We start from the raw sequence: 24,196 nt of genomic DNA on the forward strand, positions 1-24,196 counted from the left end.
TAAATGGAACAGACTAATTTTCAACAAGTAAAAAATACGTTAATACTAGGTGCGGGCGACACTGGTCATATTATTGCTAAGAAAATCATGAAAGAACAAGAGGAAACATTTAATATTCTTGGCTTTCTAGACGATGCCCCAGAGAAACAAGATATTAGTTTGTCTGGTGTTTCAGTTATCGGGACTTTAGCAGACTTAGGGCGGTTGATCAAGCTATATGATATAAAGTTGGTTATTGTCGCTATTACGAACATGGGACGAGTCGCTTTTACAAGAATAGAAACGATTTGTAAGCTTGCTGATATAGAGTTGAGACGAATTCCATGCATCGAGGACTTACTTTTAAAAAATGAGCCGCTTATCAATTTTGCAGATATTCCAGAACAATCTTTATTAAATCGTGAACCAGTTCAGTTAAATGATGCGGATATTAAGCGACAACTGCATCAGCAATCGGTATTAATCACAGGTGCTGGGGGTTCCATCGGTTCGGAGATGTGTCGCCAGCTGTTGAGATATGAACCGAAATCGCTTATATTGCTTGGTCATGGTGAGAATAGTATTTATCTGATTGAGCAAGAGTTGCGTGAAAAGGCTGGGAATACAACGCTTATCCCGGTTATCGCGGATATCAAAAATCGGCAACAAATGCATGAAATCGTGGAAGAATATGCCCCGAATGCGATCTATCACGCAGCAGCACATAAACACGTGACTTTGATGGAAACAAATCCACATGAAGCGATTAGTAATAACGTGATTGGAACAAGAAACATTAGTGAAGCGGCTGATCGATTCGGTGTACAATCATTTGTGATGATTTCCTCGGATAAGGCAGTCAACCCAACAGGCGTAATGGGTGCGTCCAAACGAATGTGTGAAATGATTATCCAAGAATTCGCACAGAAAAGCGATACAAAATTCGCGGCGGTTCGTTTTGGAAATGTACTCGGTAGTCGAGGCAGTGTTGTCCCGATGTTCAAAAAGCAAATTGCTAAAGGCGGTCCAGTAACGGTAACAGATCCGGATATGACGCGATTCTTCATGACAATCCCAGAAGCGGCGAGCCTCGTTTTACAAGCGGGTGTTTTCTCGCAAGGTGGCGAAATCTTTGTCTTAGATATGGGTGAGGAAGTCAAAATTCTAGATTTAGCAAAAAATATCATCCGATTATCTGGCTATTCCTTGGATGACATTGAAATTAAATTCACCGGTTTACGTCCAGGTGAAAAACTATATGAAGAGTTGTTGCTAGAAAATGAACTGGAGCCTCAACAAATATATCCTAAAATCTACGTTGGTAAGACAAAATTTGTGAGTTTTGAAACATTGCACACTATTTTAGAAAACAACGACAAGTGGACAAAAGAGGAACTGCGCAAAGAGATGTTAGCGCTCGCGAACAGTAATCACATAACGCAAGAAAAAATAATTTGAAAGTCTAGGTGGTGAATCGTTTGAACTGGTTGTTTGCACACGATAATCGATTTTTGGAAGCGGAAGATGGACAAGTATACTCGGAAGTTGCCTTCTCGTACAGCAATTGGGAGCGCTATGTGAAGCATGTCGATCAGCTCACTGTCATTGCGCGCATGGAGCCATTAGGGGATTTAGATACTACGTTTTTAAATCTTTCAAGTGGAGAAAATGTCGCGTTTGAAGGCATGCCAAATCCATATGGAATCAGAGCTTTCACACCATTTCCACGCGGATACAAAACGGTACTCGCGGCAGTTGAAAAAGCCGATGGAGTCATCGCCCGCTTGCCTTCAGAAATCGGCTATATGGCAGTCAAAGCAGCTCGAAAAACGAAGACGCCTTACTGTATTGAAGTCGTTGGCGATGCTTATAACGCAATGGCGACGTACGGCGATTGGAAAGGGAAATTATACGCCCCTTTTGCAGAACGGAAAATGAAGCGAAGCATTAGCAAATCTCAACATACACTTTATATCACGGACAGACACTTGCAAGAACGTTACCCGACGAACGGTCAAAGCGTCTCTTGTTCCAATGTAGAACTTTCCAAGCTAGCGGAGGAGACGATCGAACGACGCCAAGAAAGAAATGCGAAGCCCGCAGAAAAGTTGATAATCGGCATGAATGGTTCGCTATCTTCGCCTTACAAAGGTTTTGAAACAGCCTTCCAAGCGCTTGCTAGCATTAAATCGGACTTACCGCCGTTCGAGTTTCGAATTTTAGGACGCGGGTCAAAAGAAGACTGGCTTGAAATGATCGAGCAGCTAGGATTAGCCGAATACGTCGTTTTTTCGGGCACATTGCCTCATCAAGGCGTCTACGAGTGGTTGGATGATATCGATATTTTCCTGATGCCAAGTAAAACAGAAGGGCAAGGAAGAGCTTTAATCGAAGCCTTATCGCGAGGTTGCAGTTGCTTAGGATCAAACGTCGGAGGCATTCCAGAACTAATCACAAAGGAACAACTACATGAGCCAAACAATGTTGCCGAGCTAGCGGACAAATTAGTCAAACTCGCAACCAATCAAGGAATACGACGACGATATGCTAGGTTGGCGTTTGAACGAGCTGTGGCTTTTCAGAGTGGGCGGTTACAAGAACTCAGACAACGATTCTTTCAGGATTTTAAAAACACCATACACAACAAACGAAATGAGGAATTATAATAATGGCTAGGAAAATTGCAGTCGTAGGTTTAGGCTATGTTGGCTTGCCGGTAGCAGTCGCCTTCGGACAGAAGGAAAACGTCGTCGGATTCGATATTAACGAAGAGCGCATCCAAGCACTTCAAAATAATATTGATACGACAAAAGAAGTAACCACGGAAAACCTGGAAAAAGCAAAGATTGATTTTACGTCAGATGCAACAAAATTACAGGCATGCGATTTTATTATTGTCGCTGTACCAACCCCAATTACCAACGATAAACAACCGAATTTAGCGCCGTTAATCAGTGTCTCCCAGACTATTGGCGAGAACTTAACGGAGGGAACGATTGTCGTGTATGAATCTACCGTATACCCAGGTGTGACCGAAGAAGAATGTGTGCCAGTCCTCGAAAAATACTCCCAACTAAAAGCAGGTCAAGGCTTTTATGTAGGCTATTCCCCAGAGCGAATTAACCCCGGTGATAAGAAAAATACCTTTTCCTCGATTAACAAAATTGTATCTGGCCAAACAGAAGCGGTAACAGAAATTGTTTATGAGACGTATAAGTCCGTGATTCAGGCGGATGTCTATAAAGCAAGCAGCATTAAGGTAGCAGAAGCCGCGAAAGTGATTGAGAATACACAACGAGATTTAAATATTGCACTTATGAACGAATTTGCGATGATATTTGATCGGTTAGACATTGATACATCGGAAGTGTTAGCTGCAGCGAAAACGAAATGGAATTTCCTACCCTTTGCACCAGGTCTTGTTGGTGGGCATTGTATCAGCGTGGATCCTTATTATTTAACACACAAAGCGCAGATGCTTGGCTACGATCCACATATGATTTTAGCAGGTCGCCGAATTAATGACGGCATGAGCCATTTTATCGTTTCAAGTCTCATCAAAAAAATGATCGCGGCTGATTTACCCATTAAAAATAGCGTGGTTACGATTCTAGGTGTGACGTTTAAAGAGAACGTTCCTGATATGAGAAATTCCAAAGTGATGGATATTATCGCCGAATTAAAGCAGTTTGGCATCGAGGTACAACTTTCAGATACCGTATTGGCAGCAGAAGGAACGAAGCTTGACGATGAACTTGTACCATTTGCGGAGTTGAAACCAAGCCACGCGGTAATTATGGCAGTACCACATGCAGAGTTCTTGACAACAGGTTGGGAAGGACTAGCAGATTTAGTCACGCCAGGTGGGATTTTCATGGATGTGAAAGGTGCGTTAAATAGCGCGGAAAAACCAAATCATATCGACTACTGGAGACTATAGTATGACCAAATTACTCATGGGCGTGACGTCATCGATTAGCCTACAACTTCTCCGAGGACAGTTAGAATACTTTAGCAAACAGGGTTACGACATTCATCTGATTTGCTCGCCAAGTGGGGAGATAGATCAGATGCTACCGGAGAATATCACCGTGCATAACGTACGAATGACGCGCGAGATATCACCGTTTTCTGACCTCTTGTCCTTACTCCGAATTATCATGATCTATTTAAAAGTGAGACCAGATATCACCAACGTATCCACACCAAAAGCAAGTTTGCTCTGCATGATAGCAGCATTTCTCACACGTACACCGACACGCATTTATTCGGTGATTGGTCTAAGATTTGAGACTTGCACAGGAAAAAAACGAAAACTATTACACTTCATTGAAAAATTAGTTTGTAAACTGAGTACGACATGTCTCGCGGTCAGCCCTAGCTTGAAGGAAGTTTTAGTAGAAGAAAGACTGGCATCGCGAGAGAAAATTCGCGTGTTGGGATCTGGGAGCTATAACGGCTTAGACTTAGCGGAATTCCAGTTAGACGCGGCGGAAGTGGCGCGTTTGAAGAAACAATACATGCCTAATAAGAAACACAAGGTCATTGGTTATGTAGGACGGTTGACGAAAGATAAAGGCATCGATGATTTGGTGGGCGCTTTTACGGAACTCTCTGAGGAACACGGGAATCTCACGCTACTCTTAGTTGGTGATTTTGAAGCGGGTGATATGGTTACGCCGCTAACGAAAAAGCGAATCGAGGAGCATCCACATATCGTAAAAACCGGCTTTGTCCCTAAAACAGCTTCCTATTATCGCCTGATGGACGTGTTTATTTTACCGACCTATCGTGAGGGCTTTGGAAATGTCATTTTAGAGGCGGCGGCAGCGAATGTCCCTGTGATTACAACGAATGTGACAGGGGCAAAAGATGCAATTATTCCGAATGAAACGGGATTACTGATTGAAGCGGGTCATATAGCGGCTATGAAAAAAGCATTGATGACGCTACTGGAAGATAACGAGTTGGCCGAAAAACTTAGCGAAAACGGGAGCATGCGAGTGAGTAGAGAATTTAGATCTGAAATTATTTGGCAACAGTTAGATAAGGTGTACAGAGAAACGGAGGTCGATAAGCGAAATGTATACGAAATGGAAAAATAATATGGACCGGTGCATAGCTGTCGTGATGTTATTGTTGCTAGCGCCCTTGTTAGGAGTTATCGCCTTACTCGTATGGGTGAAATTAGACAGGAAAATCATCTTTTCGCAAGAACGCGTAGGTTTGCACGAAAAGATTTTCAAGATCTATAAGTTTAAAACGATGACTGATGAACGGGACGCGGAAGGTCAATTATTACCGGATAACGAACGACTTCATCCATTTGGTAACGCATTACGGAAGCTGAGTTTGGATGAGTTGCCACAATTAATGAATGTTATCAAGGGCGATATGAATTTTATCGGACCACGACCGCTGTTAAAAGAATACCTTGCTTTTTACTCAGAAGAAGAGAAGAAACGTCACCATACGAAGCCTGGTCTCAGCGGTTGGGCACAAGTGAACGGACGCAATAGTATCAGCTGGCAGGAGAAGTTTCAATTAGACCTCTATTATGTTGAAAATCAGTCGCTTAAGCTAGATATGCTCATCTACAAAAAAACGATGTTGAAAGTGATTCGTCGAGAAGATGTGAATACGTCAGAGCAAGTGACAATGGAAAGGTTGGACGAGATTAAACATGCTTAAAACAAAAAAGATGATTCCGTTAGCAGTGCCTCACATGAGTGGTATGGAAGAGAAATATATTCAGAAGGCTTTTCAGGAAAATTGGATTGCACCATTGGGCTCGAATGTAGACGGCTTTGAAGCAAGCATCGCATCCTATAATCACGTTTCAGAGTCAGCGGTTGTTTCTTCTGGAACAGCAGCCATCCATTTAGCGCTTCAACTCTTAGGTGTTGGTGCCGGAGATACAGTATTTTGTTCCACCTTTACGTTTGTTGCTAGTATCAACCCAGCGTTGTACTTAGGTGCCAAACCAGTATTTATCGATTCGGAGCAAGAGACGTGGTGCATGTCCCCATTTGCTCTCAAAACAGCACTAGAAGACGCGCGAAAAAAGAACCAACTACCAAAAGCAATCATCGTTGTTCATATATACGGGCAGTCCGCTAAAATGGATGAAATCATCGCTTTGGCTAAGGAGTATGGTGTTCCAGTCGTAGAAGATGCGGCGGAGTCACTTGGAGGCACATATCGAAATGCCCCGCTTGGAACGCTTGGTGACTTTGGTATTTTCTCTTTTAATGGGAATAAAATCATTACGACATCGGGTGGTGGTGCTTTAGTGGCTAAGCAACCGGAGAAAATCGCAGAAGCCCGCTTTTTAGCTAGTCAGTCGAAAGAAGATGCGCCGTATTATTTACATCACCAAGTTGGCTATAATTATCGCTTGAGCAATGTGCTTGCTGGGATTGGTATCGCTCAAATGGACGTTTTGAATGATCGGGTGGCTAAAAAACAGGAGATATTTGCAACCTATGAAAAAGGATTAGCAGATGTTCCGAGTGTAGTCATGATGCCAGAATTGGATGTAGCAAAAGGAAATCGCTGGCTTTCGACCATGACATTTTGTGTAGACACGGTTGGGAAAACGCCAGAAGATGTAATGGAATTATTGAAGGCACGAGGTATTGATAGTCGCTTATTGTGGAAGCCAATGCATCATCAACCACTTTTCCAAGATGCGCTATTTTATGCGGATGGAGCAGGAGATGTGGCGACAAAGTTGTACGAAACAGGATTATGCCTTCCATCCAGTACGCAGATGACGCAAGAAGAACAGGAATACGTGATCGATACAGTAAAGGAAATACTCATCAAATAATTTGAAGGATGTATGAATAAATATGCCAATAAAAATTCCTAAACAATTCTACGTTATTGCAGTCAATGTTATCATGTTAGCCATCGGTGGTTTTGTCACTTTTTATGTGGCAGGTAATACCAATGGGAGTGGTTATGATCGACTCTATTTATTACCATTGACGTTTACGGTCAGCTTCTTGTTCGTCTTTTCGCGAATTTTATTTCAGCGATTTAAAGTATTTATCATTGTGTTTACGGGGATTGGATTTGCTAGGTTTGTCGTGTTACCTTATTTTATCGTATTTAATGATTATTACGGAGGCAGATCACCAGAACCACCGCTTGCAGGCTCGATGGAAACCGCGATTTATTTGAGCTGATTGTCGTGACGATTGTCATTGGGATACTTGATTATTTGCAAAATAAGAAATACAAACCGAGAAATACGCAGCAACCGTTTGATGAAACGAAAAGCTATTTTGGTTATATGGTATTTATTGTCGTGGCTATTGTTGCGGCGCTTGGAATACCGAACGTGATTTCATCCATTAGCTTCTTTATTCCGAAACCGGATTTGGTGGATGTGATGGAAGATAGTAATGTGATGGTTATGCTTGGTGGCTATATGTTTATTTTAGCGAAGCAGCTTGTTTTCATTATGGTTACGTGGTGGGCGCATAAGAGACATCAGGCAACAAGTCAGTTACTCTATGTGTGGATTGCGATAGGTGCTTTATTTGCTAATATTGGTATATTTATCGGTACGAATCGTTCAGATATTGTGTTAGTTGCGATTGTTAGTTTAGTGACATTTCGTTTGTTGTTTCCGAAGTATTTTAAACTCGTTGTGCTCCTTGTTGTCGGTATGCTCGTTGGAATTCTTTTGATTATGAGTACGGTGCGAAATATTGCCTCAATATCTGGTGGCACGAGTGGGGTTACGGATTTTACGGATAATTTACAAGTGTATTTTGGCGGACCGTATAATGTGGCGATGGCGCTTGAAACGAAGCTGATTTACCCGGAATCGCAAAATTGGAGTGTGCTGTTTTTCGATATTTTCAGACCGATGATTGGGGTGAATATGTTGGTGAAAGATTTGCCGTTTGAGTATTCGAATATTTTCTTTAATCAACGCTATTTCTATTCGGATCATGCGACGCAAATTTTGCCAATGATTGGGCAAGGGAACTTGTTTTTCGGTTATTTATTGTCGCCGCTATTATCTGTGTTAGTGGTGTGTCTAGCGTATTTCATTCAATCGAAAATTGATCAGACGCGTTCTATCGAGATGTTCTATTTTCTTACACTAGTTTGTACGCGAATGGGGATGTTGATGGGGCAGAACACGATGAATATTATCAATGATTTGAGTTATAACTTGGCGCTGTTTTTAATTGTGTACTATGTGAACCGCAAAATTGTTTACAAGAAACGTTTAGGAGATGTTCATTATGAATAAGAAAAAATTGTTTTTCCGATATGTTTTGCCAATGCACTGTATTCAATTATTGACTGCGTGGATGCCGAATACAGATATCACGACGAAAATTCGTGGCCGGTTGATGCGTCCGTTTTTCAAGCAATGTGGGTCTAATTTTCGGATTGGAACGCGGGTTATTATTAATCGACCGGATTTGATTAGTATTGGTGATAATGTGTATATTGCGCACCAATGTTATTTGAACGGTACGGGCGGTTTGAAGATTGAGCGGAATGTTTCGGTTGGGCCGATGTGCGTGATTGTGACATCGAAACATGTGTATCAAAATGGTGCGGTTTCGATGGATTCTAAGGCAAGCCGTGTTGTGATAGGAGAAGGTTCGTGGCTTGCGAGTCATGCGGTGATTAATGCGGGAGTCACGGTGGCGGAAGGGACGACTGTTGGGGCGAACGCGGTGGTAACGAAGAACTTCGAGCCGCATACGATTATTGGTGGGGTGCCTGCTCGTGTGATTCGCACGCAGGAAACGTCGCTATGAGTTTTGCCGCGCGAATGTTCAATAATGCGTTCTTCCTAACCTTTGTTAAAAAGGGGTTTGTCGTTCTGAATGGCATCATTAGTTTGATGCTGGTGGCTAGATACTTTGGACCTGCGATGCGTGGGGAATATATGTTTATCGTCAATGTGGTGATTGTGGGGACGACGATTCTGAATTTAGGTATTTCACTCATTTACCCGCATTTTAGAAAACAAGATAAGCGTGCGAAAAATCTTTTTGTGAGCTATTCGTTTCTTCAATTTTTTCTGTATTTGCTTGTTTCTTTGCTGATTCTGATCTTCACGAAGAATGTGATTTTAGGTATCAGTGCGTTGCTGATTAGTGTGAATGTGTTGAATCTGCCAGTGACACAGATTAATCTAGTAGAAAATTTGAAGCAGCAGTCGATGATTATTATTATTTCATCGCTAATCAATACGGCTTTGATTACTCTCGCTTTTTTTCTGACGAGTGAAAATTTGTATCTGATTTTGATTATTTTCGGATTGAAAAGCTATGTATCGATGGTCTTTTCTTTAGCGTCGTTGTGGGATAAGGATTTTAAGTTTACGATTGTTCCTGTCAAATATAAGAAGATGACAGCACTCGCGTTTCTTCCGTTGTTAACCTCTTTTTTGATCGCGATTAATTACCAAGCAGATATTATTATTTTGAAAATGATGTCCGTTGATTTTTATCATATTGGGTTGTACAGTACGGGTGTGGCGCTTGCGGAGTATTCGTGGATGATTCCGGATATTTTTAAAGAGGTTATGTTTCATCATAATGCACGTAAAGATGATGTGAAGCGGATGACGTTTTCGATTCGGTTAGGTTTCACGGCGGTTGTTTCCGTTGCGATTCTGGTCATTGCTTTTGGGAAGCCGATATTGGGATTCTTATTTGGAGCTGATTTTGTAGCGGCGTATCCGATTGTCGTGTGGATGTTTTTGGCGGTTCCTTTTATGGTCTATACGAAAATTATTGGGACGCTGTTTTCGGCAAATGGTGGGTGGCGTTTTTACTTCATCACCTTGCTTATTAGTGTGCTACTGAATATCGGCTTGAACGTGGCGCTCATTCCATCTTTTCATATTTATGGTTCTGCGTTTGCTTCGGTGATCTCGTATGCTTTTTGTGGTGTAACGATGTTGCTTTGGTTTAAGCGGAAATATAAAGTGCCGTTTCGGGATGTATTGTTTGTGAAATGGGAGGACATGCAGAAAGTGATGCCATTTTTATTTAGGAAAAAAGCATCGTCGGTGGAATCGCTTATTATAATTGGCGACGGCGGGCATAGTAAAATGGTTCAGAATATCGTTCGGGAGAGTGGGACGTATCGGCTGACGGAGGTATGGGATGATAAACATCGTGAACCTGTGGCGCGAGACGGGATTATCTACACAGCGTTGGATGAAAAATTGCAGGGCTTGACGCAAATGAATGAGGATGTTGTCTTTTTTGTAGCGATTGGTGATAATGAAATTCGGAAAAAAATCGCTCGAACCTTGGCTTTAGCTGGGAGAAAATTTGCGGTGATTGTTCATCCGACGGCGTTTGTCGAAGCAACGGTGGAAATTGGCGAAGGTAGCTTAGTCATGGCTGGATCGATTGTTCAGGCGAATACGGTGCTTGGAAAACATGTGATTGTAAACAGTGGCGCGACTGTAGAACATGACATTTCGGTTGGGAATTTTGTTCATTTTGCTCCTGGAAGTGTTGTGACTGGCGGATGTACAGTGGCGGATAGCGTGTTAATTGGTGCTGGGAGTGTTGTGGTGCCAAATATAAGTATTGGAGCGAATGCCGTTGTTCGTGCAGGAAGTACACTGACGCGTAATATCGAGGCAAATACGTTAGAATATAGCAGAAAAAAGACCGAATAGTGAGGGAAGTAGCCCATCCTAATTCGGTCTTTTCGTTGTTTAGATAATACCTTCTGTCAACATGCTATCGGCAACTTTCAGGAAACCGGCGATGTTGGAACCAACGACTAGATTTCCAGATGCATCGTAAGCGGATGCTGTGGCGCTAGCGTTTTTGTAGATATTTTTCATGATGGATTTCAAGTGAGAATCCACTTCTTCAAAAGTCCAGCTCATCCGGATGCTGTTTTGGGCCATTTCTAAGGCTGATACAGCAACTCCGCCAGCGTTTGCGGCTTTGGCAGGTCCGAATAATACGTTGTTTTCTTGGAACACGGCAACAGCATCGAGTGTGGATGGCATGTTCGCGCCTTCTGCTACTGCGATGACACCATTGTTAACAAGTGTTGCGGCTTGGTCTGCGTTGATTTCGTTTTGTGTTGCACAAGGTAAGGCGATGTCAGCAGGTAGGGACCAAATATCTCCGTTTGCGACAAAAGTGGCATTTGGATGGTGTTTCGTATATTCGCTGATACGTTTGCGTTCTTGCTCTTTCAATTGTTTGACGGTTGCGACATTGATGCCGTTCTCGTCTAAGATGTAGCCACTTGAATCGCTACATGCAATGACAGTCGCGCCAAGTTCGTGGGCTTTTTCGATGGCATAAATCGCGACGTTACCTGAACCGGAAACGGTGATTTTTTTGCCTTTTAGGGAGTCACCTTTGTCTTGGAGCATTTCTTGGGTGAAGTAGACCACGCCGTAACCTGTTGCTTCGGTACGTGTTAAACTTCCGCCGTAGTTCAGGCCTTTACCAGTTAGAGTACCAGCATCGAAGGCGTTTAGGCGCTTATATTGGCCGAATAGGAAGCCGATTTCGCGGGCGCCGACACCGATGTCACCAGCTGGAACGTCGGTATTTGGACCGATATATTTCTGCAATTCGGACATGAAGCTTTGGCAGAAACGCATCACTTCATTGTCTGTTTTACCTTTAGGATCAAAATCAGAACCACCTTTACCGCCACCGATAGGCAAGCCAGTTAAGGAGTTTTTGAAGATTTGCTCGAATCCAAGAAATTTGACGATGCTGCCGTTTACCGATGGATGGAAACGAAGTCCGCCTTTATATGGACCGATAGCGCTATTGAATTGTACGCGGAAACCACGGTTGACTTTGACATTGCCGTTATCGTCTACCCAAGGGACGCGGAATGTGATGAGTCGTTCTGGCTCGGTCAATCTTTCTAGAATTCCAGCTGCCTCATATTTCGGCTCTTTCGCTAAAACAGGGACTAAAGATTGTAAAAATTCTTCGACTGCTTGGTGAAACTCGCTTTCAGAAGGGTTGCGTTTCTTTACTGTTTCAAAAATACGTGCTGTGTAACTTTCTGCTGCTTCGACTTCTTTTGTCACTGTTGTTGGTTGTACCATATTGATCGCTCCTTGTGGTTTTATTTTAAGTGAGAATAAATGTGACATAAAAGGTATACATCAAATGTTCACTTTTCTTTTATTTCGAGTTGCTAGCCTTCGAAAAATTCACTTATAATGTTAGTTTACATGAAAAACGTCAAGTATACAAGGTAAAAAAACGACTTTTCTGATTTTTTTAACAAGGTGCGCAATTTATAAACGCTTTCTTTGAGTGGCTTCGGAATGTTACAATGAGAGGGAGTTTTGAAAAGAAATGAGGGAATGGATAGTGTACAAAAATGATATGTTAGAAAAGGGCTTTATTCGGTTTGATGCAGGGGCGGATATTGGTCGTTTATATAAGAAGGATGCGGCTTGGATTGCGGAACAGTTTGCTGAGATTGAGCAGGCTTTTGAGGATTTGCCGGTCGATGTTTATGCAGCTGGACTTCATCGTTATCGCCGTTTTTCGCGTGCGGTTATTTTGCCGTGGTCGAATCAGGTGGAATGGTTGCCGGCGATGGTGAATGAGGATGGGGAAGCGGTTGCGGAGTATTTTCAGGGTTCGTTTAATCCAGAGTTTAAGGACGCGTATCGTAGTTTTCCGATGTTGCAGCAGGAGATGCTTGAAAATGAGCTTTTGAAGCGGATTATTCAGTTTGATTTTGCGCAGACGTATTGGGAGGCGCGGGATATGGTGATGCCGGTGAATGTGGGCGTGCATTTTGTGAAGTTGAAGGTGGAGCGTGATGGGGACGAGGCGGTTTCGTCGCCGAATTGTTTGCATCGGGATGGTGAGCCGTTTACGTTTGCGCATTTGGTGAAGCGCCGGAATGTCGTTGGAGGTCAGAATGTGATTGCGACGGTAGATGATGTGGATCAGTTCCCGCAAGATATTGATGAGGGGCATATTTTTGCGGATTTTGCGTTGACGAAAGGTTTGGAGTCTTACGGGGTTGCGGATGTGGCGGTGAGCCATTATGTGAGTGCGGTTCGTAAAGGGAGTGGCGACGAGGCTGGAGAACGGTCGATGATTTTGATTGATTATCAGCCGACTGTTGTGAAGCCGCTTTGATTGGTTAAAAACATAAAAAGGGAGACAGAGGATATGGAGAATAAGCATGCTTGGATTATTGGGATTTGTGTGATTGTAGCTGGGATGATGATTGGAAATGGTGTTGTTACTGGTTCGGAAGATAGCCCAACTCCAATCGAGCTGTCGGATGATGGAGCGTCTATAGGTGTTAATATAGAAAATTCGGATACGACATTGTTGGATGAGGATGGTTTGATGTCTTACTTGGGCATTGATGAAAAAGAGATGAAACGACTGCAAAAGGTTGGGGATTTGCCTAGTATTACTATTGATGGTTATATGTATTATCCAAAGACAGGATTAGATAGATGGGTTGAGGAGAATACGGGGAAAACTTTCTAGGTAGATAGAGTTAGGTAAGGATGTGAGCATGGATATGAATCGATTATATGCCTCCAAATTAAATCTGGTTGTGTTGACATTAATGTGGGCGTTACTGCTGATATTGAATTTAATCAATTATGTAAATACGAAATCAGGGTTGGTTTTGATAGTTGTTATTGTTGCAGCGGTGGGGTTGGTGTTGAATTTTGTGTTCTACTTTGTGGCTAGTAGGAGAAAGAGGGAGAAGTTTTAGAGAAGGGGAGCGTAATTGGTTTGTAGTCATTTCTGTGTGGGCTTGATTCATGGTTCGGCGCATAAGAACCACTGGGGGATTACTTGCTCACTGCGTTCGCATGCATATTGTGGTTCTAATTCAGCATAGTACGCTTCATAAGAACCACAACAAAACACACGCGGGGGAACCGCATGTGCAAGTAGGGAGTTTTAGGAGTGTGTGGGACGACGATATAAAAGGGATATCAGGGAAATTTTATGGTATAGGATGTATTCACCACAAGAAGCAAAGCGAGTAATGCTTCTCATTTTGAATAAGAAATGGGTTTTCTTTTGAAGCGTGTATTAGAACTTGAAAAGAGAACTCATTTTTATTTATCGTCGTCGCCACATCATCTTGGGGAAAAGATGATTTGCTCCAATAAGTTAAGTATATCTCGAATAGTAATCTTAAAACATCGCTTTGTCTTACATTATGAAACTGAAAAGTGACAGTTTTGTCAGGTTCGATAAGCTTGATTAGAATGTGATGAGAGTAGGGTTAAGCGCGTGTTAGAATATATTATTTCTCCTCTAAAATGGAAGTTAATGCCTGGATGCAACCTTGGTTTTCTTGGGTGGATCCGATGGTGATTCGTAGCCAATTTGGTTTGAGGCCGGCGCGTACGATGTAGCCTTTTTGGAGCAGTTTATTGAACAGCTCGGTGGCGTCGCGTTTTGTGTCAAAAAAGATGAAGTTGGCGTCGGATTTGTAGTAGGTGAGTCCGCGCGCGTCTAAGAAATCGTACCATTGTTGTAGGCCGCTCGTGTTGGCGTCGACGCATTTTTTGACGAAGGCTTGATCGGCGAGTGCGGCTGTTGCGGCGGATTGGGCGATCGATGAGGTATTGAACGGGAGTCGCACGATGTTCAGCGGTTCGCTCAGTGCCTCCGGGATGATCGCGTATCCGATGCGCAAGCCTGCTAAGCCGTAAATTTTTGAAAAGGTGCGCATGATGATCACGTTTGGAAATTGGTCAAGGAGTGCGAATGTATCTGGATAGTCGGCCGATGTGGCGTATTCGTAATAGGCTTCGTCGCTGATGACAAGCACGTCCTTTGGTACGGATTCCAGCAAAGTTAGGACTTCTCGTTGGGTGGAAATCGTGCCTGTCGGGTTATTTGGGTTACAGAGCCAGATGATTTTGGTGCGTGCGTTGACGGCGTTTGCCATGGCGGTGAGATCGGATTTTCCGGTTGTTTCATCAACTGGGAGCGAAATCGTTTCAGCGCCTTCGATCGTGGCGTGTAGGGAGTATTGGGAGAAGGTCGGCGCGGCTTCGATGATGTTGTCACCCGGTTCTAGGACGGCGCGGGAGATGATTTGGATAACGTCATCGAGACCTGAGCCAAGCAAGATTTGGTCGGTAGGAACATCATGGAATTTGGCGATCGCTTCGCGTAAAACACGCCCGGCGCCATCTGGATAATAGGACAGATCGATGCTTCCTTCTCTTAGGATGCGCGACACGGCCTTAGATGTGCCGAACGGATTTTCATTTGACGCTAGTTTGTAGATTTTTTGGAGTCCGAGTTCGCGGCGTACTTCTTCTAGCGGTTTGCCGGGTTTGTATGCAGATAGGGCGTTTAGGGCTGATTTTACCATGTGGAAACCTCCTTCTTATAATTCGTCGATTGGTTTGCGATCTTCTGTGACGCTGAGTTTACCTTCGCGTTTTTCGAGTTCACGTGCGATGTCATCAGTCGTCAAGCCTTGCTGTACCAACAATACGAGGACGTGATAAGTCAGGTCGGCGAGTTCTGATGTTAATTCCGCGTTGTCATTATTTTTTGCGGCGATAACCACTTCGGTCGCTTCCTCCCCAACCTTTTTCAAAATTTTATCGAGTCCGCGGTCGAATAAGTAATTGGTATAGGAGCCTTCTTTTGGCGTTGTTTTACGGTCATTGATTTGATTGTAGAGTTCCGTTAGGATGCTCATTTTGCAGTCACTTCCTTTTCAATATTGAAAAAACAGCTGTGCGCGCCGGTGTGGCAGGCGGCTCCTATTTGGTCGACGCGAATCAAGAGTGTATCGTTGTCGCAGTCGGAGCGGATTTCTTTGACGTGCTGAAAATGGCCGGATGTCGCGCCCTTATTCCAGAGTTCGTTGCGGGAACGGGAGAAAAACCACGTCGTGTTTGTGTCGAGTGTTTTTTGGTAGCTTTCGGCGTTCATATAGGCGAGCATGAGGACATCGCCAGTCGTGTCTTCCACAATAATAGCAGGGATGAGACCTTTCGAAAAATCAAGTGTCATGGCCGAATCGCAACTCCTTTCGCTTGCAAAATTTGTTTGACTTCAGGGATCGTCATTTCACCGTAATGGAAAATCGAGGCGGCGAGTGCTGCGTCTGCACCTGTTTTCTCAAAAACTTCGACCATGTGTTCCGCGTTCCCGCAACCGCCTGATGCGATGACGGGGACGGAGACGGCGTTACAGATGGCGTCGGTGAGCGCGATGTCGTAACCGTCTTTGGTACCGTCGCCATCCATACTTGTAAGCAGGATTTCGCCAGCGCCGAGTGAGACGGCTTTTTTCGCCCACTGGATAGCGTCAAGGCCTGTATCATCACGTCCACCGCGACTGTAAACATGCCAGGAATCATCGTCGGCGTGATATTTCGCATCGATGGCCACGACAATGCATTGATTGCCAAATTTGGCGGCACCTTCTGCGATCAGGTCGGGATTTTTGAGGGCAGCGGAGTTGAGTGAGATCTTGTCCGCGCCAGCTTGGAGTAAGGCTTTCATATTCGCGACGGAATGGATGCCACCGCCGACGGTAAGCGGGATGAAGACTTGTTCTGCAGTCCGCGCCACGACATCAACCATCGTCCGGCGTTCTTCGTGGGTGGCTGTGATATCCAAGAAAACAAGCTCGTCTGCACCGGCTTCATTATAGGCCTTAGCAATTTCAACAGGATCGCCGACATCGGTTAGCGACACGAAGTTGATCCCCTTCACCACGCGTCCATCGGTAACGTCTAGGCACGGAATGATGCGTTTAGTCAGCAAGGTTCTCCACCTCCGTAATTTCTGCCATGGAGATATTACCGTTATACAGGGCTTTTCCAGAGATGGCACCATATAAACCGAGTTCGGCAAGCTCTATTAAATCGGCTTTACTGCTCACGCCACCAGATGCGATAATATCTACATTTACCGCGCCTTGTAAAGCCTGTAGTTGCTGCAAATTCGGACCTGCAAGCGTGCCGTCTTTCGCGATATCAGTAAAAATGATCGTTTGTACACCGCCTTTTTTCGACTTCTTTTGCAAAAGTGAGGTAATCCGTAGTGCTTACATCGAGCCAACCAGATGTGGCAACAAAGCCATTTTTCGCGTCAATGCCGACCGCGATTTTGTCACCGTAAAGCTTTACGGCATCGCGAACGAAGTCAGGGTGGGAAAGAGCGGCCGAACCAATAATGACACGATCGATGCCAGCATCTTCGAGATAAAAGGTGATTTGTGCCATCGTCCGGATGCCGCCGCCAACTTGGACAGGAAGCTGCGAAACTTTTTTTCATTTCACGAATGATATCCAGATTTATCGGTTTTCCTTCTAGCGCCCCATCTAGATCTACAATATGTAAATAGGTCGCGCCTTCTTCGCTAAACGCTTTTGCTTGGCTAATCGGGTCGGGATTCACCACCGTTTCTTGGGCGAAATCACCTTGGTAAAGCCGCACACAACGGCCGTTTTTCAAATCTATTGCTGGGAAGATGCGCATTCGATAACCTCCTTAAATCCTTGTAAAATTTCGAGTCCTGCTTGACCGCTTTTTTCGGGGTGGAACTGGGCGCCGTAGACGTTCTCATTGGCGATGATACCAGGAATTTCTACGGAATAGTCACTGGATGCCATCACATATTTTGGCTCGCATACGGCATAATAGGAATGGACATAATACACAAAATTCCCATCTTGACCATGCGCTAAGGGGCAATCCTGCTTCACCTCGAGCTGATTCCATCCCATATGCGGAATTTTCGCCGTGTCGGGGAGTAGTTTTGCATGCCCTGGAATGAGCCCGAGCCCTTGTGTGTAACCATGCTCATCGCTGGAATCAAGCAACAGTTGCATACCGAGACAAACGCCGAGTAGTGGTTTCCCATGTGCCACAGCTTCTTGCAAAACGGAAATTAAATCGCGTTCCTCGAGCGCCGCCATGGCTTGCGGAAAGGCACCAACCCCCGGCAAAATAATCCCATCAGCCGCCAAAATCTCCTTTTCCACAGCGGTTATCTTATTCTTTAAACCAATAAAATCGAGCGCTTTGCTGACGCTTTTCGTATTGCCAGTGTCATAATCCACAATTGCAATCTGCATTTACAGCACGCCCTTCGTCGAGTTAACCCCTTTAATATCGGGATTTACCGTAATTGCCTGACGCAATGCGCGCCCAAATGCTTTAAAAAGTGCCTCAATTTTGTGATGCGTATTTTTACCATAGAGGACGCGGCAGTGTAAGTTCATCGTCGCATTAAACGCCACAGCTTGGAAGAATTCCTCCACGAGTTCCGTATCAAAAGCACCGAGTTTCGGGTTATCAAAAGTGGCGTCAAAAACAAGATACGAACGGCCACTCAAATCTAGTGCTACAAAGCCAAGCGATTCATCCATTGGCACGTATTCCGAACCGTAGCGGTTAATGCCAGCCTTATCGCCAAGCGCTTCCTTCAAACATTGACCAAGCACGATTCCGACATCTTCGGCGGTGTGATGCGAGTCAACATCGAGGTCACCGATCGCTTCACAAACAAGTCCAATGCGGCTATGTCGCGCAAAAAGTGTCAGCATATGATCCAGAAAACCGATCCCTGTATGAATCTCACATTTTTCTGGCTGATCAAGATATACCTCCATACGAATCGATGTTTCCGCTGTTTTCCGTTCTATTTTGGCAGTTCTCATTTTAGTTTTCCTCCTCAAAGCGAATTTGGATAGCGCGAGCATGCGCGGTTAAACCTTCTTTTTCAGCGAGTAACACAATGGCATCCTTCTCCTTTTCGAGCGCATCCTTTGTATAGGAGATAAACGATGTCCGTTTGCAAAAATCAGCGACGCCAAGCGGGGAGAAGAAGCGCGCCGTGCCACTCGTCGGCAAGACATGATTTGGACCAGCAAAATAATCACCGAGCGGTTCGGATGCATAAGCGCCTAAGAAGACAGAACCAGCGTTTTTCACGTAGCTCAAGTAATCCATCGGGTTTTCCAGCTGAATTTCTAGATGTTCCGGTGCGATGTCATTCATAATCTCGAATGCGGCTTCGATTGAATCAGCAACAATAACTTGCCCAAAGTTTGCTATCGAGGCGCGTGCGATCTCTTCACGTGGCAATGTTCGCAATTGTTTTTCGACTTCGCTTGCAACAGCTTGGCCAAACGGTTCGCTTGTCGTAATGAGAATCGCGCGCGCTAGCTTATCGTGCTCCGCTTGCGACAATAAATCCGCAGCTACAAATCGCGGATTCGCTGTTGCATCCGCCACGACTACAACCTCAGAAGGTCCTGCAATCATATCGATGTCCACGATGCCAAACACTTCTCGTTTTGCCAATGCGACAAACATATTTCCAGGTCCAACGATCTTATCTACTTTGGGAATCGATGCTGTTCCGAAAGCTAACGCCGCGACGGCCTGCGCGCCCCCAACTTGATATACTTCGTCGGCTCCCGCAATCTTGGCTGCCGCTAAAATATAAGGATTCAAACCATCCGCACCAGGCGGAGTCACCATAATGATTCGCGGAACGCCTGCGATTTTGGCTGGGAGAATGTTCATTAAAACCGAGGACGGATACGCCGCCGTGCCTCCTGGAACGTAAATACCAGCCGTTTCGAGTGGCCTAACGAGCTGACCACGCATGACGCCGCGTTTTTCCGTATCGACAAACCCAGACTGTTTCTGTTTTTGGTGATAGGAAAGAATGTTTTCCTTCGCCTGCTCCAAAGCTTGAATGAAATCTGCCTCGACATGTTGAAGCGCGTCATCAAGATCGCTTTGAGAAACCCTAAAATCGGTTAGCGTAACCCCGTCAAACTGCGCCGTCAATCGTTTTAGCGCCTCATCACCATTCTCACGAACATCTGCGACAATTCGCTTGACGGCAAGCTCTGTTTCGATTTGCGCCTCATCAACTACTGCCGTATGTAATTGCTGAAAAATTGCCTCTTTATCCCCAGAAATAAATCGCATCATCGTGTCTCCTCCTCCAATGTGTTTTCCAACAAGTCAATCAACTCGAAAATTTCCGCCTTATTCCGCTTCAGCGAGGCCTTATTTACAATCAAACGTGCCGAAATAGCGTACATCGTATCAAAAATGACCAGTCCGTTTTCGCGCAAAGTTGATCCTGTTTCCACAATGTCAATAATCGCATCCGCAAGTCCAAGTAGGGGCGCCATTTCAACAGAGCCCTCAATTTTAATGATTTCGACGTCCTCACCGCGTTCCCGAAAATATTTTGTCGCAACCGTCGGATACTTCGTCGCAATAATTTTGCGTCTATAATCGCTTGGATCATAACTTGGCGTGGATGCTAAGCAAAACTGACATTGCCCAATTTTTAAATCCAGCATCTCGTAATGCTCCTTGTCTTGCTCCATCAGCACGTCTTTTCCAACGATTCCGATATCTGCAACACCATGTTTGACATAGGTCGCGACATCCGGAGCTTTCGCTAAAATAAACGAATAGGGCGCATCCTCGCTCGCAAAAATGAGTTTCCGGCTTTTTTCATGCAGCATCTCGCAATCCACGCCGGCCTTTTCAAGAAGCGCAACAGCCGATTTTTCCAAGCGTCCTTTTGTCAGCGCAATTTGTAGCGATTTCATGATAAAACCTCCTTCTCCGGATCGATTTCGCGAAGCCCATTACCAGATACATCAATCAGTTTATGATATTGCCATTTTTTCGCATAGGCCATACTTTCCGCTAGTTCATCAAAAAAACTGAGCGAACTGTTCGGCGTCTTGGCAAGCACTTCTTCCGCGAGTTGCGTCGTTTCTAGCGAGTAATGAATAAATGTTTTAGCGATATGCTCCTGCTTTTTCAACGTCCGGCGTTTCAGTGAAACAATCTCATCTAAATTCAGCGCGAGACCAACCGCAGGCCAATTTTCCTCGCCAAACTGGGCAAGAAGCGAATCATAACGTCCACCGCTTAGGAAATGAACAGCAGACATATCCGCATATCCCCGAAAAATGGCTCCCGTGTAATAATGAAGTTCCTGCACGAGGCCGATGTCCACCGATAAGTGCTCCGGTGCATTCACGACCTGAACAATCGTTTCCATCTGTGTCAATGCCTCCAAAATCAGTCGATTATCCGTCAAAGCCCGCGCTTCTCCAATTGTATCCACTGACCCAAACAATCGTGGCAATGCTAAAATAAAAGCATCCATCGCGCTTGGGTGACTCGCCACAAAGGATCGAATCCCGAATAAACTCTTATTTTGCAAGGCTTGGCGAAAGATTTCCTCATCGTTAGCCTGCAGCGCAAGCGACTGGATAACCGCTTGATAAATCGCGGCATGGCCAATCTCGATTTGGAAATCTGTCATCCCGAGTTCCCGTAAAACTGCAATCGCGCTAGTGATACACTCAATCTCCGCCTTTATCGAGGCAAAACCGATAATCTCAATCCCTGCTTGCGTCATCTCGTTCCGTTCCCCAGCCAGCTCCTCATTCGCCCGAAAAACCTTGCCACTATAACAAAGCTTGAGCGGTGGTGTGACGCCAGTAGTACTAATCACGCGTCCAATGGGAGAAGTCATGTCAGGCCGTAGCACTGTCAAGCGTCCTTTTGTATCGAAAAAACGGTATAAATTCATATCATCAATCGCCGAAAAAACATCATCAAATTCGATAACTGGCGTCTCAATCCGTTGATAGCCCCGCTCGTGAAATGATCGGTTCACTTGATGTTCCATATCATAGGCCGACGCGGCTTCCTTGAAAAGTTTATCTCTTGTTCCAATAGGCAAATTCCGATTCCACTTCATTGATCTGAGCTCCTTTTTCATAAAAACTTTAACATATTAGCATATTAGCAGAGTAAAGCATTTTTGTAAATAGATAAAATAAAAACTTCTGTTCCCTCATTATATCAGAAAAATGAAATATTTTATAAAGATAGCATGACCTTCTTTCCAAGGGATGCTATAATTGGAAGAAAAGAGGAGTGGTGGTACATGATCAAGCGTGATGGACATACACACACCGAATTCTGCCCGCACGGTTCTGGTGATAAAGTAGAGGCGATGATTGAAAAAGCAATTGGACTTGGATTTACCGATTATTCGATAACGGAGCACCCGCCGATGCCCACAGCTTTTGAACAAGAAATTGCTAATTCGAAAGAGGAGATTGCGACGGCGGCACTTCAGTGGGATCAGCTAGATGCCTATTTTAAGAAGGCACATGAGGTGAAGCAAAAGTATAGTGATCAGATTCGGATTCACGTCGGATTAGAGGTTGATTTTTTACCAGGTTTTGAAGCAGATACGAGAGCTTTACTTCGGGAATATGGTTCGCAGATGGATGATGGTGTTTTATCGTTGCACTTCATACCGGGAGTTGGCGGCTGGCGATTTATCGATTTCTCAGCGCCAGATTTTGAAGCTGGAATTTGGAAGCATTATGGAAATTTTGCAGCGATTCAAAAAGCCTACTATGAGCTGATTCGAGAATCATTGTTTGCCGATTTAGGCGTGGCAAAACCAACTCGACTGGGTCATATCTCACTTTGTCAGAAATTCCAGCATTATTTTCCAGAGCATGAAACGGCAATAAAAGGGGAAGCGAGACAGCAAGTATCGCATCTACTCCAAGATATAAAAGTGCGAAAGTATCAATTAGATTGGAATACAGCGGGGTTATATAAAGAATATTGCAAGGAAGCTTATCCACCACTTGATATTGCCAAAGAAGCACATTCACTTGGCATTGAGTTAGTCTACGGCTCAGATGCGCACAGCTTGGCAGATGTTGGCCGCGGCTATGATGATATAGAAAAATCTTTGTAGGCGAATTACAAGAAATCATAGAAAAAAGCTGAAACTCCATCCATTAGGACGATATTTCAGCTTCTTTCTTGCATTTTTTAAACGACGAACACAAAATATAAAATAAATAAGATCATCAAAATATACATAATCGGGTGAACTTCTTTGTAACGACCTTTAAAAAACATCGTGATCGGGTAAAAGATAAACCCAAGCGCAATCCCCGAAGCAATCGAGAAACTAAGCACCATCATCAAAATAACCATGAAACACGGCACGGCGATCTCGAATTTAGACCAGTCAATATGCGCCACATTTCCAATCATCAAAATCCCGACTATGACAAGCGCTGGCGTCGTCACTGCACTTGTAATCACACCAAGCAGCGGCGAAAAGAACATCGAAAGAGCAAAACAAATCGCAATCACAATCGCCGTCAAACCAGTCCGTCCACCAACCGCCACACCAGCCGTTGATTCCACGTATGAAGTGGTCGTTGATGTCCCTAAAATCGAGCCAACAATCGTTGCCGATGAATCTGCGAATAGCGCCCGACTTGCACGAGGGACTTTGTTATCCTTCATAAAACCGGCCTGATTCGCAACAGCCACCAGCGTCCCCGCGGTATCGAAAAAGTCAATAAAGAAGAACGTCAAAATCACAATCAACATCTGCGGCGTGAATATGTCTCCAAGATGAAAAATCGCTTGCCCAAATGTAGGTGAAATATCAGGAATAGGCGCCACAATTTGCGTCGGGACATCAATCAATTGAAAGAGCATCCCGACAATAACCGTCGCAGCCATCCCGATAAAAATCGCACCATTTATGTTCAAGGTCATCAAAACAATCGTGATGACAATGCCGAAAACAGCAAGCAAAACCGCGCTGTTATGTAAATCTCCAAGCGCCACGAGTGTCGCTTTGTTTCCCACGATAATCCCGGCATTTTTCAGCCCAAGAAAAGCGATGAAAAAGCCGATTCCTGCACCAACTGCGAATTTTAGTTCTGTCGGAATGGCATTGATAATTTTTTCTCGAATCCCGGTGACGGTCAGTACAATAAATACACAACCGGAGACTAAAACACCTGATAAAGCAGTTTCCCAAGGAATTCCCCATTGCGCACAAACCGTGTAGGCAAAGAAGGAACTAAGCCCAATGCCCGGAGCGAGCCCAATCGGATAATTCGCAATCAATCCCATAAGCAGTGAGCCAACCACAGCTGCTAGAGCCGTTGCCACAAACACCGCGCTCATGTCCATTCCAGTCGTTGCTAGCGCGGAAGGATTCACAAATAGTATGTACGCCATCGACAAGAAAGTCGTTAACCCCGCCAAAATTTCCGTTCTAACCGTTGTCTTATTTTCTCGCAGTTTAAACAATTTTTCCATTAAAAAAAGCCTCCCTGAATTGTGTTGTCGCACATTTTTCAA

Annotated in this window: 25 protein-coding genes and 1 pseudogene; 14 read left to right on the top strand and 12 right to left on the bottom strand. The window is 44.4% G+C overall.

The window, feature by feature from the left end; all coding sequences use genetic code 11:
* Window positions 1–3 precede the first annotated feature (3 nt).
* From PGRAN_RS05700 to PGRAN_RS16240, 10 genes are read left to right on the top strand one after another with little or no spacing between them, the layout of a single operon-like run.
* Window positions 4–1,437 (top strand): polysaccharide biosynthesis protein, encoded by a 1,434-nt coding sequence (locus PGRAN_RS05700; RefSeq protein WP_051998436.1) that lies wholly within the window; start codon window positions 4–6, stop codon window positions 1,435–1,437.
* Between the two features lie 20 nt (window positions 1,438–1,457).
* Window positions 1,458–2,645, top strand: coding sequence for a glycosyltransferase family 4 protein (locus PGRAN_RS05705; protein ID WP_051998437.1), 1,188 nt, complete (start codon window positions 1,458–1,460; stop codon window positions 2,643–2,645).
* 2 nt (window positions 2,646–2,647) lie between these two features.
* Window positions 2,648–3,919 (top strand): nucleotide sugar dehydrogenase, encoded by a 1,272-nt coding sequence (locus tag PGRAN_RS05710; protein WP_036065826.1) that lies wholly within the window; start codon window positions 2,648–2,650, stop codon window positions 3,917–3,919.
* A gap of 1 nt (window position 3,920) precedes the next feature.
* Window positions 3,921–5,084 carry a glycosyltransferase family 4 protein gene (locus PGRAN_RS05715; protein WP_051998438.1) on the top strand — a complete coding sequence of 388 codons (1,164 nt, stop codon included), beginning with the start codon at window positions 3,921–3,923 and terminating at the stop codon, window positions 5,082–5,084.
* Window positions 5,062–5,670 carry a sugar transferase gene (locus PGRAN_RS05720; RefSeq protein WP_036065827.1) on the top strand — a complete coding sequence of 203 codons (609 nt, stop codon included), beginning with the start codon at window positions 5,062–5,064 and terminating at the stop codon, window positions 5,668–5,670. The genes PGRAN_RS05715 and PGRAN_RS05720 overlap by 23 nt, the downstream gene beginning before the upstream one ends.
* Window positions 5,663–6,811 (top strand): DegT/DnrJ/EryC1/StrS family aminotransferase, encoded by a 1,149-nt coding sequence (locus PGRAN_RS05725; RefSeq protein ID WP_036065828.1) that lies wholly within the window; start codon window positions 5,663–5,665, stop codon window positions 6,809–6,811. The genes PGRAN_RS05720 and PGRAN_RS05725 overlap by 8 nt, the downstream gene beginning before the upstream one ends.
* A gap of 22 nt (window positions 6,812–6,833) precedes the next feature.
* Window positions 6,834–7,172 (top strand): hypothetical protein, encoded by a 339-nt coding sequence (locus PGRAN_RS05730; protein WP_036065829.1) that lies wholly within the window; start codon window positions 6,834–6,836, stop codon window positions 7,170–7,172.
* A gap of 5 nt (window positions 7,173–7,177) precedes the next feature.
* The gene (locus PGRAN_RS05735) at window positions 7,178–8,254 is read left to right on the top strand and encodes a hypothetical protein (protein WP_036065831.1); all 1,077 of its coding nucleotides are present in this window, start codon (window positions 7,178–7,180) and stop codon (window positions 8,252–8,254) included.
* On the top strand, window positions 8,247–8,774 hold the full coding sequence (locus PGRAN_RS05740) for an acyltransferase (protein WP_051998439.1): 528 nt from the start codon (window positions 8,247–8,249) through the stop codon (window positions 8,772–8,774). The genes PGRAN_RS05735 and PGRAN_RS05740 overlap by 8 nt, the downstream gene beginning before the upstream one ends.
* A complete protein-coding gene (locus PGRAN_RS16240) occupies window positions 8,771–10,660 on the top strand; it encodes a NeuD/PglB/VioB family sugar acetyltransferase (RefSeq protein ID WP_051998440.1) in 1,890 nt (629 codons plus the stop codon). Before PGRAN_RS05740 ends, PGRAN_RS16240 begins: the two co-directional genes overlap by 4 nt.
* A gap of 39 nt (window positions 10,661–10,699) precedes the next feature.
* On the opposite strand, the gene gdhA is transcribed toward PGRAN_RS16240, so the two are convergent.
* On the bottom strand, window positions 10,700–12,073 hold the full coding sequence (gene gdhA, locus PGRAN_RS05750) for an NADP-specific glutamate dehydrogenase (RefSeq protein WP_077914601.1): 1,374 nt from the start codon (window positions 12,071–12,073) through the stop codon (window positions 10,700–10,702).
* A 256-nt stretch (window positions 12,074–12,329) separates the two neighbouring features.
* On the opposite strand from gdhA, the gene PGRAN_RS05755 reads away from it, so the two are divergent.
* The 3 genes from PGRAN_RS05755 to PGRAN_RS05765 are packed head-to-tail and all read left to right on the top strand — an operon-like array spanning window position 12,330 to window position 13,728.
* Window positions 12,330–13,130: a 2OG-Fe dioxygenase family protein gene (locus tag PGRAN_RS05755; RefSeq protein ID WP_065427903.1), complete on the top strand. Its 801-nt coding sequence runs from the start codon at window positions 12,330–12,332 to the stop codon at window positions 13,128–13,130.
* Between the two features lie 33 nt (window positions 13,131–13,163).
* The gene (locus PGRAN_RS05760; protein WP_036065832.1) at window positions 13,164–13,493 is read left to right on the top strand and encodes a MerR family transcriptional regulator; all 330 of its coding nucleotides are present in this window, start codon (window positions 13,164–13,166) and stop codon (window positions 13,491–13,493) included.
* 34 nt (window positions 13,494–13,527) lie between these two features.
* Window positions 13,528–13,728 carry a hypothetical protein gene (locus tag PGRAN_RS05765; protein WP_149023993.1) on the top strand — a complete coding sequence of 67 codons (201 nt, stop codon included), beginning with the start codon at window positions 13,528–13,530 and terminating at the stop codon, window positions 13,726–13,728.
* A 543-nt stretch (window positions 13,729–14,271) separates the two neighbouring features.
* Here PGRAN_RS05765 and hisC read toward each other — a convergent pair.
* The 10 genes and pseudogenes from hisC to hisZ form a co-directional block, all read right to left on the bottom strand.
* Window positions 14,272–15,354, bottom strand: a complete 1,083-nt coding sequence (gene hisC, locus PGRAN_RS05775) for a histidinol-phosphate transaminase (RefSeq protein WP_036065836.1) — start codon at window positions 15,352–15,354, stop codon at window positions 14,272–14,274.
* Window positions 15,355–15,369: 15 nt separating this feature from the next.
* On the bottom strand, window positions 15,370–15,684 hold the full coding sequence (hisE, locus tag PGRAN_RS05780) for a phosphoribosyl-ATP diphosphatase (RefSeq protein WP_036065890.1): 315 nt from the start codon (window positions 15,682–15,684) through the stop codon (window positions 15,370–15,372).
* A 2-nt stretch (window positions 15,685–15,686) separates the two neighbouring features.
* Entirely contained in the window at window positions 15,687–16,007 is a 321-nt protein-coding gene (hisI, locus tag PGRAN_RS05785) for a phosphoribosyl-AMP cyclohydrolase (protein WP_036065837.1), read from the bottom strand.
* Window positions 16,004–16,765: an imidazole glycerol phosphate synthase subunit HisF gene (gene hisF / locus PGRAN_RS05790; protein WP_036065838.1), complete on the bottom strand. Its 762-nt coding sequence runs from the start codon at window positions 16,763–16,765 to the stop codon at window positions 16,004–16,006. Before hisF ends, hisI begins: the two co-directional genes overlap by 4 nt.
* Window positions 16,755–17,482: pseudogene (hisA, locus tag PGRAN_RS05795) on the bottom strand (1-(5-phosphoribosyl)-5-[(5-phosphoribosylamino)methylideneamino]imidazole-4-carboxamide isomerase). The gene hisF and the pseudogene hisA overlap by 11 nt, the downstream one beginning before the upstream one ends.
* Window positions 17,461–18,081, bottom strand: a complete 621-nt coding sequence (hisH, locus tag PGRAN_RS05800; RefSeq protein ID WP_036065840.1) for an imidazole glycerol phosphate synthase subunit HisH — start codon at window positions 18,079–18,081, stop codon at window positions 17,461–17,463. The pseudogene hisA and the gene hisH overlap by 22 nt, the downstream one beginning before the upstream one ends.
* Window positions 18,082–18,666: an imidazoleglycerol-phosphate dehydratase HisB gene (gene hisB, locus PGRAN_RS05805; RefSeq protein WP_036065841.1), complete on the bottom strand. Its 585-nt coding sequence runs from the start codon at window positions 18,664–18,666 to the stop codon at window positions 18,082–18,084. It abuts the gene before it with no gap.
* A 1-nt stretch (window position 18,667) separates the two neighbouring features.
* On the bottom strand, window positions 18,668–19,951 hold the full coding sequence (hisD, locus tag PGRAN_RS05810) for a histidinol dehydrogenase (protein WP_036065891.1): 1,284 nt from the start codon (window positions 19,949–19,951) through the stop codon (window positions 18,668–18,670).
* Window positions 19,951–20,589: an ATP phosphoribosyltransferase gene (gene hisG / locus PGRAN_RS05815; RefSeq protein ID WP_036065842.1), complete on the bottom strand. Its 639-nt coding sequence runs from the start codon at window positions 20,587–20,589 to the stop codon at window positions 19,951–19,953. Before hisG ends, hisD begins: the two co-directional genes overlap by 1 nt.
* Window positions 20,586–21,758: an ATP phosphoribosyltransferase regulatory subunit gene (hisZ, locus tag PGRAN_RS05820; protein WP_036065843.1), complete on the bottom strand. Its 1,173-nt coding sequence runs from the start codon at window positions 21,756–21,758 to the stop codon at window positions 20,586–20,588. The genes hisG and hisZ overlap by 4 nt, the downstream gene beginning before the upstream one ends.
* A 192-nt stretch (window positions 21,759–21,950) precedes the next feature.
* On the opposite strand from hisZ, the gene hisJ reads away from it, so the two are divergent.
* Complete coding sequence (gene hisJ, locus PGRAN_RS05825; protein WP_036065892.1) at window positions 21,951–22,781, top strand: histidinol-phosphatase HisJ; 831 nt, start codon at window positions 21,951–21,953, stop codon at window positions 22,779–22,781.
* 77 nt (window positions 22,782–22,858) lie between these two features.
* On the opposite strand, the gene PGRAN_RS05830 is transcribed toward hisJ, so the two are convergent.
* Window positions 22,859–24,154 carry an NCS2 family permease gene (locus PGRAN_RS05830; RefSeq protein WP_036065844.1) on the bottom strand — a complete coding sequence of 432 codons (1,296 nt, stop codon included), beginning with the start codon at window positions 24,152–24,154 and terminating at the stop codon, window positions 22,859–22,861.
* Window positions 24,155–24,196: the final 42 nt, after the last annotated feature.

Origin of the sequence: Listeria grandensis FSL F6-0971 (assembly GCF_000525835.1) — a bacterium.
In the GTDB taxonomy this organism is placed as follows: domain Bacteria; phylum Bacillota; class Bacilli; order Lactobacillales; family Listeriaceae; genus Listeria_A; species Listeria_A grandensis.

Excerpts from the sequence above, each read along its gene's own strand:
- gdhA (WP_077914601.1), bottom strand. The coding sequence starts at position 12,073 with ATGGTACAACCAACAACAGTGACAAAAGAAGTCGAAGCAGCAGAAAGT.
- hisD (WP_036065891.1), bottom strand. The coding sequence starts at position 19,951 with ATGCGATTTATTTCTGGGGATAAAGAGGCAATTTTTCAGCAATTACAT.
- PGRAN_RS05710 (WP_036065826.1), top strand. The coding sequence starts at position 2,648 with ATGGCTAGGAAAATTGCAGTCGTAGGTTTAGGCTATGTTGGCTTGCCG.
- PGRAN_RS16240 (WP_051998440.1), top strand. The coding sequence starts at position 8,771 with ATGAGTTTTGCCGCGCGAATGTTCAATAATGCGTTCTTCCTAACCTTT.
- PGRAN_RS05700 (WP_051998436.1), top strand. The coding sequence starts at position 4 with ATGGAACAGACTAATTTTCAACAAGTAAAAAATACGTTAATACTAGGT.
- PGRAN_RS05830 (WP_036065844.1), bottom strand. The coding sequence starts at position 24,154 with ATGGAAAAATTGTTTAAACTGCGAGAAAATAAGACAACGGTTAGAACG.
- PGRAN_RS05765 (WP_149023993.1), top strand. The coding sequence starts at position 13,528 with ATGAATCGATTATATGCCTCCAAATTAAATCTGGTTGTGTTGACATTA.
- hisC (WP_036065836.1), bottom strand. The coding sequence starts at position 15,354 with ATGGTAAAATCAGCCCTAAACGCCCTATCTGCATACAAACCCGGCAAA.
- PGRAN_RS05760 (WP_036065832.1), top strand. The coding sequence starts at position 13,164 with ATGGAGAATAAGCATGCTTGGATTATTGGGATTTGTGTGATTGTAGCT.
- PGRAN_RS05725 (WP_036065828.1), top strand. The coding sequence starts at position 5,663 with ATGCTTAAAACAAAAAAGATGATTCCGTTAGCAGTGCCTCACATGAGT.
- hisG (WP_036065842.1), bottom strand. The coding sequence starts at position 20,589 with ATGAAATCGCTACAAATTGCGCTGACAAAAGGACGCTTGGAAAAATCG.
- PGRAN_RS05720 (WP_036065827.1), top strand. The coding sequence starts at position 5,062 with ATGTATACGAAATGGAAAAATAATATGGACCGGTGCATAGCTGTCGTG.
- hisH (WP_036065840.1), bottom strand. The coding sequence starts at position 18,081 with ATGCAGATTGCAATTGTGGATTATGACACTGGCAATACGAAAAGCGTC.
- PGRAN_RS05715 (WP_051998438.1), top strand. The coding sequence starts at position 3,921 with ATGACCAAATTACTCATGGGCGTGACGTCATCGATTAGCCTACAACTT.
- hisI (WP_036065837.1), bottom strand. The coding sequence starts at position 16,007 with ATGACACTTGATTTTTCGAAAGGTCTCATCCCTGCTATTATTGTGGAA.
- PGRAN_RS05740 (WP_051998439.1), top strand. The coding sequence starts at position 8,247 with ATGAATAAGAAAAAATTGTTTTTCCGATATGTTTTGCCAATGCACTGT.
- hisB (WP_036065841.1), bottom strand. The coding sequence starts at position 18,666 with ATGAGAACTGCCAAAATAGAACGGAAAACAGCGGAAACATCGATTCGT.
- PGRAN_RS05755 (WP_065427903.1), top strand. The coding sequence starts at position 12,330 with ATGAGGGAATGGATAGTGTACAAAAATGATATGTTAGAAAAGGGCTTT.
- PGRAN_RS05730 (WP_036065829.1), top strand. The coding sequence starts at position 6,834 with ATGCCAATAAAAATTCCTAAACAATTCTACGTTATTGCAGTCAATGTT.
- hisZ (WP_036065843.1), bottom strand. The coding sequence starts at position 21,758 with ATGAAGTGGAATCGGAATTTGCCTATTGGAACAAGAGATAAACTTTTC.